The sequence below is a fragment of the Streptomyces sp. NPDC002838 genome (assembly GCF_040295365.1).
In the GTDB taxonomy this organism is placed as follows: Bacteria; Actinomycetota; Actinomycetes; order Streptomycetales; family Streptomycetaceae; genus Streptomyces.
Window position 1 is genome coordinate 50,001 of sequence record NZ_JBEOVF010000029.1, and the last position, 14,177, is coordinate 64,177.

The window sequence follows — 14,177 nt, forward strand, 5'->3', positions numbered from 1 at the left end:
CTGACGACGGCTGGGGACGGCTGCTCTGACGACGGCCAGGGACCCGGCACTGCCCGAAAGCGCACCGCGCGTTTCCCCCGGGTACGGCCCCGCCGCCCTGCCGCTGCGCACGCGGCTGTCGCAGGGTGGCGGGGGCACATCCAGATGCCGCACCACACTGCGAGGGGGACCGTGATGGGAACCGCTGGCCTCGGCGGGCGGTACCGCCTGGGCAGACTCGGCACGTCGTTGTTGCTGCTGCTCCCGCTGCTCGGGGTGACGGCGGCCTCCGGGCAGGGCAGCAGCGCCGAGCCCAGGCCGCGGGCGGCCGCCGCCGTGGACACTCGGGTGGCGTACGCCGGTACCGGGCACCGCAGTCTCGGCAAGGCCACGCCCGACCCCAACGACCCCTCCACCACACCGCTGTTCGGGGACGGTCCGGCCCACTTCGACGTCCAGCCGTCCGCCGTCGGCGACCAGATGGTCTTCGCGAGCCGTCGCGACGAGAAGAACCCGCAGATCTATCTGCGGGCCGCCGACGGTTCGGTACGCAAACTCACCAGCGGCATGGACGCGGCGCACCCCCAGCTGACCCCGGACGGCCAGTCCGTGCTGTTCGACTCCGCCGAGGCGAGCGGCCTGGGCGGCGGGACGCAGCGCGACCTGTGGCAGGTGCGCACCGACGGCACCGGCATGACGCAGCTCACCGACACCACCGCGAACGAGGAGGACCCGGCGGTCTCCCCGGACGGGCAGCGGATCGCGTACTCGAGCGACAGCGACGCGTCGGTCGGGCAGCAGATCTACGTACGGCCGTTGGCAGGCGGCACCGCCACCCGGATCACCGATCCCGAGAACGGCGCGGCCACCGAGCCCGCGTGGAACCCGGTGAACGACGACGTGAACCGGAACTGGATCGCGTACACCGCCACCACCACCGTCGACGGGCAGTCCCAGCCCCGGCTGCGGATCACGGACGGGACCAGCGACGAGCCGCTGTTCGCGGGCACGTACGCAACCTGGCGTGCCCACGGGGCGGCGTGGAAGCCCGACGGGGACGGGGTGGTGTTCCTGAGCCCCGAGATCACCTGTACCTGTGCGGGCAACTATGACCATGTGTTCAGTTCGCCCCCGCACTCCGACGAGGAACCCCAGCTGGAGATCAATGAGGACCGGGAGGTCCTCTCGCCCACCTGGCTCGGCCCGATCGACGGCGGCGGCGTGGTGGTGGATCGCACCACGGCGGCAGACCCAGCTCCTGGAGCCCCTGACGATGGGCTCTCCGGCGCGCACGTGGTGACGCTGCAGGACGCCCGGATGGACGGATCCGACCCACGCGACCTGGGCCTGACGATCCTCAACGAGGACCCGGAGGCCGACACCAACACCGATCCCGCCAAGGACCCGCTGTTCCAGCCCAGGGACGCGTACGACCCGTGGACCGAGCGGCAGAACTACACGCCGGACGGCCGCCGGATCGTGGTGACCCGCTTCGAGAACAACGATGACGGCCGACGGATCGAGCGGATCTGGATGGTGGACGCCGACGGCTCCAACGCGGCGCCCATGCCGCTCGCGGGACGCGCCGCGACGGACTGGGACACCGACCCGACGTTCTCCCCGGACGGCAAGTACCTCGCCTTCACCCGGACTTCGCCGGGTGGCGTCGGCGAGGCCGCGGGACCCAGCCGCATCCTCATCGCGGACGCGGCCACCGGCGCGATCACCGGCGAGATCACCCCGCCGGCCGGGCAGCTCCAGGGCCAGGATGCCCAGCCCACCTGGTCCTCCGACGGCACCACCCTGGCCTTCACCCGCAACATGGAGATCGACGGGGGCGGCGGCAACAAGCACATCTGGACCGTGCCCGTGAACAACCTGACCCGGCAGCGCGACCTGAGCGCCACGAACTGCCCGGGCAGCTGCGCGGTCATCGACGACAGCCCGGCGTTCTCCCCGGACGGACTCAACATCGCCTTCAACCGCAAGAGCGGTGGCGGCCGGATCGACGAAGGCGGCGGCCTCCTCCTGACGTCCCTGTCGGGCGACGACTGCCAGGTGCTGCTGCCCGCCTCCCTCCTCGATCTCCCCGGCGCCTGCGGCCGGGAGCTGCCGGAGACCTCGGACACCGGCCCGTTCCAGCCGCGGGACGCGGCCTGGACGGCCGACGGCCAGGGCCTGGTGTTCAGCTCCCGCGCCGCCCTCGCGGTCAACAGCCCCGAGAAACTGCAGCTCCTGGACGTCGAGTCCGGCGACCTCACCCCGCTCACCAGCGATCTCCCGGGCCGGCAGAAGGAGCCGAGCGTCCAGCAGTCCGTGGACCTCGCCGTCCAGGCGCCCGGCACCGCCCCGGAGGTCACCGTCGGCGACTCCACCACGGTCCAGGTCGACGTCGTGAACAACGGCCCCGCCGCCTCACCCGGCACCCGGCTGACCGTCGCTCCGCCGCCCGGCGTGCGGATCACCGGCCTGACCTGGCCCGGGGGCACCTGCGATGCCGCATCCCTCCAGTGCGACGTCGGCGTGGTGCAGCCCGGCGACACCGTTCCGGTGACCGTCACCCTCACCGGGGTCACTCCCGGCGACGCGCCGGTCGACTGGTCGGTCACCGGCACCGTCCTGGACCCGCGGCCCAGCGACAACGCCGGCCGGACCGTGGTGCCGGTGCGCGAGGCCACCGAGCCTCCGCCGCCGACGACCCCGCCGCCCCCGACGACCGCGCCCCCGACTACCCCGCCGCCACCGACCACCGCGCCCCCGACGACCCCTCCGCCGCCCACCACCGAGCCGCCGACGACCCCGCCGCCCACCGTGCCCCCGGAGGAGCCGGAGGCCGGGCCAGGGGTGCGCGTCACGGCCCAGCCGAACCCCGGCTACGTCGGCGGGCGCGTCGTGGTGACGTACACCGTGCGCAACGGCCGTAACGCGCTGGCGACCGGGCTGCGGCTGCGCGTAGGCCTGCCCAAGGGCATCCCGAACAACGGGCCGCCGGCGGGCTGCGACCGCTCCTGGGTGTGCGCGCTGCCGGACCTGGACCCGGGCGCGAGCACCGTCGTACGGGTCGTCCTCAGCCCGAAGAAGGCGATGACCGGCCGAGTCACCGGCAACCTCACCACCACCGGGACGGACGCCGACAAGAGCGACAACACCGCCCGGCAGCGGCTGCGCATCCTCCAGCCGCGGATCGTCGCGGTGCCGGAGATCGGCAAGCCCGGCTTCGTCACCTCGGTGCGGGGCACGGACTTCCCGCCGGGAGCGCCGGTGCGGTTCACCTGGAAGCCGGGGATCACCGCGGCGGCGGCGCCGACCGTGCCGGAGCCGGACGGCACGTTCATCGGCCAGCTGCTCATCCTCGCCAAGGACCAGACCGGACCGCGCGTCATCACCGCCAGGGGCCCCGGGTTCTCCCCGGTGACGACCGACTTCCTGGTGGTCAGCGGCACCGTGCAGCCGCCCGACGAGATGGTCCGCCGATGATCCACGAGGTCGACGAGGGGCTGCGCCGTCTGCTCGGCGAGTCCGGCCTGGAGGCATCGGGCGTCGAGGTGGTCTTCGACGCCCCCACCCGGGACTGGGCGGCGCGCCGCAGCGCCCCGACGGTCTGCGTCTTCCTGTACGACATCCGCGAGGACGCCACCCGGCGCGGCAGCGGCGCCGGTGAGGTGTACGACGGGGACGGGCACCTGGTGGCCCGGCGCACCCCGCCTCGCTGGTTCGAGCTGACGTACCTGGTCACGGCGTGGGCGAGCCGCCCGCAGGACGAACACCGGCTGCTCTCGCAGGTGCTCGCCTGTCTGGTCGCCACCGACACGCTGCCCGCGCGGCTGCTCACCGGCACGCTCGCCGACCTCGGCCTGACCGTGGGACTGGACGCCGCCGGGGCCGGGTCCGACGCACCGGCCGCCTCCGATGTGTGGTCGGCGCTCGGCGGGGAGCTGAAGGCGTCGCTCGGGGTGCGGGTGCGGGCACCGCTCGCCGGGACGACCGCGGCCGTCGCACCGCCGGTCACCGAAGGGCTCGTGGTGCGCTCCGCCGCTGGGCGCGAGGGCGGGGAAGCGGCGTCGGGGCGTCGGCTGCGCTACGCGGAGACGAGCGATCCCGGCACGGACGGCTTCGCCGGTCCGCGCGAGCGGGGGGTGGCCCCGGCCCGGCGCCGCCATAGGGGGGACCGCCAGCCGTGACGCACACCGCTGAACCCGTCGGCACCGCCGGACCGGCCGCCGGTGCCGCCTCCCGGCCTGCGGCCGACGCCGCTGCTGGAGCCGGCGCCGAACCTGCGGCCGATGCCACCGCCGGAGCCGACGCCCAGCCCACCACTCGGCCCGACGCCGACGCCGAAGCCGTCGCCGACGTAGAGCACCTGTGGACGCGACTGCGCGCGGTCGAGGAACGGGTGCGGCACGCGGTGGCGGTCCGGCGTGCCGCCGATCCCGATCCCGACGACCCGTACCGGGGGCAGTACCTCACGCCCGAGGCGGCGGCCCGCATCCTGGATGAGCCGGGCGGTCTCGACGTACCCGCCCACGAGCCCTGGCACCCGCCGGCCGGTTCCGTCCTCGACGGACTCGCCCGGCGGTTCGGCCTGTCCTCGCTGGACATGGACCTGCTCCTGGTCGCGGTGGCACCCGACCTGGACGCGCGGTTCGAAAAGCTCTACGGCTATCTCAACGACGACCTGACGCGCCGTCGGCCCACGGTCGGGCTCGCCCTGGAGCTGTGCGGGCTCGCCGACGCGGCATCCGCCCGGTTCCGGCTCGCCCCCGGAGCGCCGCTGGTCGCGGGTGGTCTGGTGGAGGTCACCGAGCCGGAACGGCCGCCGCTGTCCCGGGCGTTGGTGGTTCCCGACCGGGTCACCGGGCATCTGCTGGGCAGCGCGCGGCCCGACGCCCGGCTCGCCGGAGTGCTCGGCGAGGCCCGCGAGGACCCGACCGCCGAGGCGGCGGAGGTCCACCGGACGGCGGCCGCGGCCGGGACCGGCGTCGGCCTCGTCCATCTGCGCAGCCGGGGCGGTGACGCCGAGGGGCTGGCCGCCGCGGCTCTGCGCGCGGCCGGGCTGCGCCCGCTCGTCCTGGACGCGGTCGCGCTCGCCCGGCGTTCCGGCGACGTACCGGAGCTCGCCCGGGTGGCCGCCCGCGAAGCCCGTCTGACCGGTGCCGGGGTCGTCCTCGGCCCCTTGGAAGCGCTGCCCGCGGAGCCCGCCGAACGGGCCCGAACACTGAGGACGTTGTGCGCGGCGCTGCAGGGGATCCCGCTGTTCACGCACGGCACCGTCGGCTGGGACCCGGCGTGGGCGGCTGACACCCCCGTCGTCCTGACCGTGTCGGCGCCTTCGCCCGAGCGGCAGGCGGCGCGCTGGAGGTACGCCCTGGACCGGGCCGCCGGAGCCGTTGGGGCCGCAGGTGTCGCTGGAGCCGCCGGCGCCGCCGGTGACGGCTCCGTGACCGGCGGCGACGCGGGGCACGGTTCCATGATCGGCGACGCCGGGCCGCTCGCCCGGGCGGTCGCCGCGCACCGCCTGGACTCCGGGCAGTTGCGCCGCGCCGCCGACGTGGCGGTGCGTACGGCCGCCCTCGCGGGCCGACCGGTGAGCCCCGACGACCTGCGCACCGCCGTACGTGCCCAGAACGGCGCGGGGCTCGACCGGCTCGCCCGCCGGGTGGAGCCGGGAGTCGGCTGGGACGATCTGGTGCTCCCGCCGCCCACCCACCGGCAGCTGCGCGAACTGGCGCTGCGGGCCCGCCACCGCGAGCAGGTGCTCGGGCGGTGGGGGATGCGGCCCGGCGGCGGCCGGGGGCGCGGCGTGATCGCGCTGTTCGCCGGCGAGTCGGGCACCGGCAAGACCATGTCCGCCGAGGTCGTCGCGGCGGACCTGGGCATGGACCTGTATGTGGTGGACCTGTCCACAGTTGTGGACAAGTACGTGGGGGAGACGGAGAAGAACCTGGAACGGATCTTCACCGAGGCGTCGGCGGTCAACGCGGTGCTGCTCTTCGACGAGGCCGACGCGATCTTCGGCAAGCGCTCCGACGTGAAGGACGCGCACGACCGGCACGCCAACATCGAGTCGGCGTACCTGCTCCAGCGCATGGAGTCGTTCGACGGGATCGCGGTACTGACCACCAACCTGCGGGCCAACCTGGACGAGGCGTTCACGCGCCGCCTGGATGTGGTGGCGGACTTCCCGGTGCCCGACGCCGGGCAGCGCCTCGCCCTGTGGGATCGGTGCCTGGGCGACCGGCTGCCCCGGGCCGGCGACCTGGACCTCGCCTTCTGCGCGGACCGCTTCGAACTGGCCGGCGGCTCGATCCGGGCCTGCGCGGTGACGGCGGCCTACCTCGCGGCGGAGTCCGGCGAGCCGCTCACCATGCGGCAGGTGGTGACGGCGGTCGCGCAGGAGTACCGCAAGCTCGGACGGCTGGTGCTGGAGAGCGAGTTCGGGCCGTATCTGGCGGAGGCCACCGGTGCTTGAGGGGCGGGCCGCGTGGCGTGACGTGACTACGTATACTCCCGCTACTCCCGCGGGCCGACCAGTTCCTCGTACAGCTTCCGCTTCTGGGCGGTGTCCTTGGCTGCCTCCAGCTTGCCCACCCAGTCCTTCTTGATGGTCTGGAGGAAGTCGTGCCAGTCCTCCCCGCCCATCTCCCCCAGTTTCACCCTCGTGGCACCGATCTTGTCCTGCTTGTGGCCGTGCAGCACGGACTCGGGGTTGGCGGTCGCCTCCGTGGACCTGATGCCGTGGTGATAGCCGACCGGGCTGCGGGCGTCGGGCTCCACCGTCTCGAGGCCGACCAGCAGGCCGCCGTCCGTGTCACCGGTCGGCGCGGTGAACACCAGGAGCATGTGGCCGTAGGAGCCGTTCGGCAGGACAACGTCGCCGTTCCAGTCCTTGGTTCCGAAGCCGCCGCCCGAGAAGTTGACCGCCAGCAGGTCCGGGTTGGTCATGCCGGGGGTGTATTCCGAGAGCTTGTTCTTCACGGCCGCCCCGACGCCGCCCTCCTCCTTGAACCTGCCACTGCCGGGCTCACCGTCCTTGTTCTTGCGGACGGAGGAGCGGTGCGTGGCGTAGTCGCGCTTCAGCGTGTGCTCGTGCGGGGTGCCTTCCTCGGTGACGCCGAGGAAGTCGAGCAGCTGATGGGTGCTCTCCCCCTCGCGGAGGGCGGGGATGCGGATGTTGACGCGTCCGCCGTGGGCGAGCGCCCGGATGACGTCGCCTTCCTTGTAGTCGACGTAGTCGCCGTCCTTGCCCGCGACTTGGAGACCGTGCCGCAGGATGAGCAGGACGTTGGTGAGGATGTTCCGGGCGAAGGCGTCCCGCCCTTTCATCTCCTTTGTCGCGTGTTCGCCGGCGGACTCGTGCTTCTGCTCCTCGCGCAGGCCGTCCGGGAACAGGGTGTCGACGGCCGTTTCCCGGATCTGCGCGTCCCGTTCGTTCTCCAGCGTCTCCCGTTCCGGATCGTCGGGCTCCAGCTGGTTGGTCCGCATGAATCGGCCCAGGGTGTAGGCCGGATTGATCGGCGTGGAGGCTCCCTCGACCGGCGCCTGTGTCTGGAAGGCGAGGGTCGCGGCGAGGATACGCCGTCCCGGGCTGAGCTTCAGCCAGGTCGAGTAGTCGGCACGCTCCCGCTCCGCGGCCTCGGCCTGCGCGTCCTTCCCGCCCTTGCCCTTGCCGCTCGCGCTCTTGCCCGCGGCGGCCATCTTGCCCTTGCCCGCGGCGATCAGCCTGCCCTCTGCCAGGGTGCCGATGCCCACTTTGTTCAGCCAGCCCGGCCTCTTCGCCGAAAGGATCTCGATGTCCCTGAGTTCGTCCGGCTGGAAGGCCTCCCCGAGGACAAGCCGCCGTTCCAGGACCCACTGCAACCGGGTATTCTCCGGCAGCCAGTCCTCCGGCCACTTCTTGTGCGGCTCCCAGAAGTTGAACTTCCGTTTCTTCTGGAGCGTGTGAGCCTCGATCGACGCGCTGAGCCGGACCATCACCGCGTCGGGGTCCTGGGAGGCCAGCAGTTCAGCCTCGTCGGCCGGCGGCGTGCTCTCCCTCGCGGGGGCGTCCGCTTCCATCTGGCTTTCCCCGGCCCGCTGGACGATCTCCGTCGTCGCCTGGTTGCCGGCCGCGGTCTGGAGCGCCGCCACCTCGTACTCCGCCGCCTCCTCGGTCACCCGCTGTACCGCCGCACCGGCGGCCGGTGTCCGCAGGCCGGGGCCGACGTCGTGATGCGTGGGCGCCGGACCGGACATGACACTCCTGGCATTGGCTTCCGCCGCCCGCTCGAAGCGGTCGGACGGGTCGGAGATCTTCAGGCCTGATCCGTTGTCGGTTCCCGCCACCGCGCCCTGGCGCTGCTGGATCACATGCGTCAACTCATGTGCCAGCGTGTGCTTGTCCCCGCCGCCCTCGCCGATGACCACATGGCTGCCGGAGGTGTACGCCCGTGCCCCGACCTCCGCCGCCGAGCGCCGTGCCTCGGTGTCCGCGTGCACCCGGACGTCGGAGAAGTCCGTGCCGAGCCGAGCCTCCATCTCGGCGCGCAGCGGCCCGTCCAGCGGCCGACCGGTCGAGCGCAGCACGCCGTGCACCGCCGACCGCTGCACCGGCTGTTCGTCCGCGCGGGTGCCGTCCCGCTGCTCTTCGAGCATCCGCGCCACCGCCGTGTTTCCGACGGTGCGTTGTAAGGCCGCTGCCGCCTGCGGGGACATGTGCCCGACGGCAGGTGGCACTCCCGCACCGGCCTGCCGCGGCGGGTTCGGCACGTGACGTGGACCAGCGCCCTTCTCCGGCTGTTCCTTCGCATACATGGCGGGACCTTCCTCGCGCCTCGGTCCGCTCGATGCGCGGCCTGGACGTCCGCACTCGCTGCTTCCTCGTCGGCGCACGCCTGCTGTGCCCTCCAGTCGACCGCGTGGGCCAACGGGTGTCCAGGTCCGCACGGGCAGTGCGAGGGCAAGGGCGAGCCACGCCCGCATGGTCGGCCCGGGGGCTCGGAAGGCAGCAGTCCTGCACCCGGCCAGGTCCGCAGGTCCCTGTCGTCCTGCCGGACCCGCCGCGCGGACTCGCCCTGGACACAGGTGACCCGTAAGGAAGCGAAGGAGTGAGTGGGCACTGGCCCGTGCTCCGTGGCCTCGTACATGCGTCGATCCACCCGAATGGTCATCCAGTAGCCGACCGGAACCCCGTCCGGGGTTCTCGGTAACAGGCCCAGGCGGCGAGGCGGGCAGTGCGAGCATCAGGCTGACACCAGATCAGCCTGGAGCGAGGCCCGGCTGACGGCCGGGCCCTGGCCGCCCGGGATCGTGAGCGGCTCGGGTCAGCGCGGCTCTGCCTGGGGAATCCAGCCGAGCGCGCCGACCTGACCGCGGCCTGCCTCGCGGCGGAGTCCGGCGAGCCGCTCACCACGCGGCAGGTGGTGACGGCGGTCGCGCAGGAGTACCGCAAGCTCGGGCGGCTGGTCCTGGAGGGCGAGTTCGGGGCGCACTTGGGGGGAGGCCACTGGCGCTCGAGGGGCGGGCCGCGTGGCCCGCCCCCGTCGGAAACGCGCGCCGGGCATTGCCCGTTTGGCCACGCTTGTCTGCCCTCTGGTGGTCTGGCGCCGCGATCGTCCACCGCGTATCCAGGAAGGGTTGCTGTTCCTGCGTGGGAAAGGCTCCTCTTCGTGCACGCCCGAGACAACGACAGAACCCCACGGACCGAACGCGGCCGTACTCCGGACCGCACCCCCGCGGGGGGCGGGACACCGCTGCGGGGTCTCATGGCGCTGCAGGCCGGGGCCGGGAACGCCGTCGTCGTCCAGATGCTCCGCCAAGCCGGCCACCCCTGGGCCCAGGAACAGCACCAGCACAGCTCCGGCTGCGGCCACCACCAGACCGAACCGGCCAAGCAGCCGGCCGTACAGCGGCGCTCCGCCGTCCACGACGTGCTCCGCACCCCCGGCCGCGCGCTGGACGACGCCACCCGCACGGACATGGAAGGCCGGCTCGGCGCCGACTTCTCCGACGTCCGCATCCACAACGACAGCGCCGCCAAAGCCTCCGCCGCCGAAGTCGGCGCCCGCGCCTATACCAGCGGCAGCCACATCGTCATCGGCGACGGCGGAGCAGACAGACACACCCTCGCCCACGAACTCACCCACGTGATCCAGCAGCGCCGTGGTCCGGTCGCGGGAACGCCCACCGCCGACGGGCTCAGCGTCAGCGATCCGTCGGACGCCTTCGAGAGGGAGGCCGAGGCCCAGGCGACGCGCGCGCTCGCCGGCCCGTCGCCGAAGCGGACTGCTCCCGGCGAGCCCGCTCGCCAGGACACCGCTCATGGCCAGGTGCAGCGCGTGCCCGCTCCCACGGACCTCACCGTCCAGCGCCTCACCATTGAGGACGCGCCTTCGTCGTGGCAAGGCCAAGCGGTGCGGCGCTCGGGCGAGGGAGCCGACGGAGTCTTCTTCGTGGGCCCGCCGGGGGCGGAGGTCGTGGTCAAACCACTGGAGGCCACGGGCAATGTGGAATACGCCCATCGGTTTCTGGAGCACATGAATATCCGGGCGCCCCGGATCGTCCGCCATGCGGTCACCACACCTGAGGGACAGGCGATCCATGACCTCCTGATGAAGAACCAGGCAGTTGGCCGGAACCCGGAAGAGATTCCGAGTCAGCTGGGCAGGGCTCAGGCATTCCTTGTCATGGAGGCAGCCCCGGGGGCCACGCTGCAAGCCATGGACCCCAATGCGGCACTGCAATTCCTGGGCGACCAGGCAACCTTGCGTCAAACCGGCCGCACGATGGTCACCGATGCCTTCCTCGGCAACGACGACCGGGTGATAGGCAGGGTCAACCTCGGGAATTTCCTCTACCAGGCAGCGACAACCATCGTGCCGACGGCACAGCTCACTGCGATCGACAACGACTCCAGGTTCACGGCCCCGCAGGTCGTTCCCACCCGGGCGGGCGGCAAGCAGCTGGACCAAAGGCTTGTGTTAAAGATCAACTACCTCCAGATGCTTCGCACTCCCGCCCGCGACAACATTTTCATCACCAGGTTCCTCCAGAGGTTCCGTCAGGCCCACCGCAACAGCCCGGAGGTCACTGGGATTCTGGACGACGATGCGCAGTCGGGCCCGATCAAGGACCGGATAGGAGAAGGGATCACATCCGCGTTCGCCGATCTCGCGAAGGTCTTCACCGACCACGTCCTTCTGCTGCGTGCCATCGGTTCGGGCTACGACGAGGCGAGTGCCGAGGACCGGTCCGTCTCCGGAGCCAAAGCCAGCGCGAAGTACGTCGCGGACACCCAGAAAGGCCTGACTCATGATGAGGCGGTCGACGAGCTGATCGGCTATGTGGAGCGACGCATCGCCAAGGACAAGCTGCCCACTGGCCTCAAGTGGATGGGCCAGCTGGTCGCCTGATCTTTCGAGATGGCGACTGTGTTCAGAGGCGTAGCCGCTGGAATAGCGGAGTCCTGCATTGCAACGTGTGGCAGCAGTGAGCCTCCGCCAACTTGAAGGCGCAGGTCAAAGGGCTGGTGTGACCGGCTCTGGGGGTGCTCACGCTGGTCGTCGGCGGCAGTCTGCGCAGTAGATCGTCCGTCAGCGGCTGACTTCGAGGTTTGTCAGAACAAGCAGGGCGCGCAGGAGGTGGGTGGCGCGAGCGGGATCGGTGCGGAGCTTGGTGAGGATCCGCCAGTTCTTGAGGTGGGCGAAGCCGTGCTCGACCGGTGCGCGGCCGACGGCGATGACGCGGTTGGCGGTTTTCTGGCCGGGGGTGAGCTTGTGGGTGCGGCTGGGGTGGAAGCCGGTGACGATCACGGGATCGCGTACGTCGCTGTCCAGGCAGCTCGGGGTCCAGCATGCACCGGATCCTAGAAGGCCGCCCGGTCACGGTGACCAAGATCATTACGATCTCGTAGGACACGGTCTGATACCGCAACGGTCTTTGGCGCGACTGGTTGCCAGCTATTCGCCGGCCTGGGCATGGATGGGGATTTTGGTGATGTCAGGGCGTAACGGGGAGGCTAGGGCCCTTCTGATGGATCTCCGCAGCGTCGCGACGCCCGGCACGCACGCTCGCCGCACGGTGCGGAGGGCCAGGTGGCTCCGCCACATGACCCTCCGCTCCGCACGCCGATCGCACGCACCGAACGCCGCTCCTTCTCCTGCGGAGATCCATCAGAAGGGCCCTAGCGAGGTGCCGCGAGTACGTCCCGGAGTACGTTCTCGAGCGTGACGCGGGCCAGCTCGTGTCTCAGGGTCTCCTCGATGCCCTCGTAGATGCCCTGCATTGCCGGCTGGATGCCGTGACCCACCACGCATCCCTGGTCCGGGGTGGTGCGGTGCATCGCGAACAGCGGGCCGGGTTCCACTGCCTCGTACACGTCGAGCAGGGTCATCGACTCCAGCTCGCGTGCCAGCGACCAGCCCGCGCCCACGCCCCGCCGGGACTCCACGAGCCCGGCCCTGCGCAGCTCGCCGAGCAGCCGTCTGATCACCACTGGGTTGGTGTTCGCGCTGGTCGCGATCTGCTCGGAGGTGGCGACCTCATGGCCCTGGCGCTGGTAGAGGCCGATCCAGGCCAGCGCGTGGGCGGCGATGGTCAGCCTGCTGTTGGCGCTCATGGACTCATCCTCTCGGCCGCAACGCTTCATGTTACGACAGTGCCGTCGTAACAGTGAAGGTTGCAACAGTGCGTCGTAACAATTAGCGTTACGACTGCCAGGAAGGGTCAATCAACGAGGTGAGAAGAATGAGCAAGCCACTCATGGGCAAGGTCGCCCTGGTCACCGGGGGGTCGCGCGGACTGGGAGCCGCGACCGTACGGCTGCTGGCCGAGCAGGGCGCCGACGTCGCCTTCACCTACGTCAGCTCCGAGAAGCAGGCGCAGGCCGTCGTCGACGAGGTGCACGGCAAGGGAGCCAAGGCCGTCGCCTTCCAGTCCGACCAGGCAGACACGAGCCGGGCGCCGGCGCTGATCGACGACGTGGTCGCGCGCTTCGGCGGCCTGGACATTCTCGTCAACAACGCGGCGATCTCCGTGGCTGGCACGGTGGACGACCCGGACGCCGACACCGCCGCACTGGACCGGATGCACGCCACCAACTACCTCGGCGTGATCGCCGTCATCCGGGCCGCCTCCCGAGTGCTGCGCACGGGCGGCCGCATCATCACGGTGAGTTCCGGACTGGGCTCCCGGGTCGGTGTGCCGGGAGCTGCCGACTACTCGGCGACCAAGTCAGGGATTGAGAGGTACACCATGGGCGTCGCACGCGACCTCGGGCCCCGGAACATCACGGCCAACGTCGTGGAGGCCGGACTGATGGAGGGCGGCATGCAACCGCCGGACCCCGAGACCCTCAAGGCCCTGGTCAGCTCGCTGTCCCTGCAACGCATGGGGCACCCCGACGAAATCGCCGCGGCGATCGCCTTCCTGGCGAGCCCCGCCGCGTCGTACGTCACGGGCGCGGTGCTGGACGCCCACGGCGGCTACAACGCCTGAACCCGAACCCCTGCCGCGCGCCCCGAAGGACATCGCGCCTTCGGGGCGCGCACCGCCGACGACCCGCGACAAGGCGTACGACTCGAAGGCTGTGCGCGGTGAGCTGCGACGCCGCTGCATCCAGGCGGTGATCTCCCGCAAGGGCTCCCCGAACATCAAGGGCCTGGGCAAGCTCCGCTAGTACCTGGGCAAGCTCCGCTAGTAGCCGAGCAGACCTTCGCCCTGCTCCACCGGTTCAAACGCCTCGCGGGTGTTGAGGCTCTTTGAAAATGGCTCTGGCCGTAGTTCCGTGAACAGTTGGTCGTGGGTGCTGCAAGACTGCTGTCGGCCGTCACATCGTGGCCGCCGCGTGCTGGCTGACTGTCCCTGTGACCGAACTGATGTGCATACCGGATGCCGAGGACGGCTGGGAGCCCGCGACGACAGCGGTCCGGACGCCGACCCGGCGGTGATCACTGGCTACAAGGCAGCCCGGAACCGGCCCCTGACCCGCGGTCAGAAGCTGTCCAACAAGGCACTGGCCGCGGTCCGCGCCCCGGTCGAGCACGGCTTCGCCCATCTGAAGAACTGGAGGGTCCTGGGCAAGGTCCGCACGGATCCGAGGTGGGCGACCGCGCTGGTGCGGGCCCTGCTGGTGCTGACAAACCAGGAAGTCGCCCGCTGATGACCGGTGATCTTGTCGATGGACTACCGCCCCGGACCTGGCCGAGCTTCCCGACGCCTACGCA

General features: G+C 71.4%; 10 protein-coding genes. 6 read left to right on the plus strand and 4 right to left on the minus strand.

From position 1 onward, the window contains the following. The first annotated feature begins 174 nt into the window (after positions 1–174). The 3 genes from ABT063_RS31225 (at position 175) to ABT063_RS31235 (ending at position 6,448) form a co-directional block, all read left to right on the plus strand. Entirely contained in the window at positions 175–3,456 is a 3,282-nt protein-coding gene (locus ABT063_RS31225; RefSeq protein WP_351062932.1) for a hypothetical protein, read from the plus strand. Next, entirely contained in the window at positions 3,453–4,160 is a 708-nt protein-coding gene (locus ABT063_RS31230; protein ID WP_351062934.1) for a Pvc16 family protein, read from the plus strand. Before ABT063_RS31225 ends, ABT063_RS31230 begins: the two co-directional genes overlap by 4 nt. 179 nt (positions 4,161–4,339) lie before the next feature. Beyond that, positions 4,340–6,448, plus strand: a complete 2,109-nt coding sequence (locus ABT063_RS31235; RefSeq protein WP_351063044.1) for an ATP-binding protein — start codon at positions 4,340–4,342, stop codon at positions 6,446–6,448. 41 nt (positions 6,449–6,489) lie between these two features. Here ABT063_RS31235 and ABT063_RS31240 read toward each other — a convergent pair whose 3' ends face one another. Continuing rightward, complete coding sequence (locus ABT063_RS31240; protein WP_351062936.1) at positions 6,490–8,610, minus strand: eCIS core domain-containing protein; 2,121 nt, start codon at positions 8,608–8,610, stop codon at positions 6,490–6,492. A 668-nt stretch (positions 8,611–9,278) separates the two neighbouring features. Then, complete coding sequence (locus ABT063_RS31245; protein WP_351063048.1) at positions 9,279–9,461, minus strand: hypothetical protein; 183 nt, start codon at positions 9,459–9,461, stop codon at positions 9,279–9,281. Positions 9,462–9,884: 423 nt separating this feature from the next. Here ABT063_RS31245 and ABT063_RS52365 point away from each other — a divergent pair, with 423 nt between their 5' ends. After that, entirely contained in the window at positions 9,885–11,366 is a 1,482-nt protein-coding gene (locus ABT063_RS52365; protein ID WP_502990920.1) for an eCIS core domain-containing protein, read from the plus strand. A gap of 180 nt (positions 11,367–11,546) precedes the next feature. On the opposite strand, the gene ABT063_RS31255 is transcribed toward ABT063_RS52365, so the two are convergent. Together ABT063_RS31255 and ABT063_RS31260 are read right to left on the minus strand one after the other, a co-directional pair. Further along, positions 11,547–11,765: a transposase family protein gene (locus tag ABT063_RS31255; RefSeq protein ID WP_351062937.1), complete on the minus strand. Its 219-nt coding sequence runs from the start codon at positions 11,763–11,765 to the stop codon at positions 11,547–11,549. 371 nt (positions 11,766–12,136) lie between these two features. After that, complete coding sequence (locus tag ABT063_RS31260; RefSeq protein WP_257561414.1) at positions 12,137–12,571, minus strand: Rrf2 family transcriptional regulator; 435 nt, start codon at positions 12,569–12,571, stop codon at positions 12,137–12,139. A 128-nt stretch (positions 12,572–12,699) separates the two neighbouring features. Between ABT063_RS31260 and ABT063_RS31265 the strand changes: the two genes are divergently transcribed. After that, positions 12,700–13,449: an SDR family NAD(P)-dependent oxidoreductase gene (locus tag ABT063_RS31265; protein WP_351062939.1), complete on the plus strand. Its 750-nt coding sequence runs from the start codon at positions 12,700–12,702 to the stop codon at positions 13,447–13,449. A 382-nt stretch (positions 13,450–13,831) separates the two neighbouring features. After that, positions 13,832–14,113 (plus strand): transposase family protein, encoded by a 282-nt coding sequence (locus tag ABT063_RS31270; protein ID WP_502990921.1) that lies wholly within the window; start codon positions 13,832–13,834, stop codon positions 14,111–14,113. Positions 14,114–14,177: the final 64 nt, after the last annotated feature.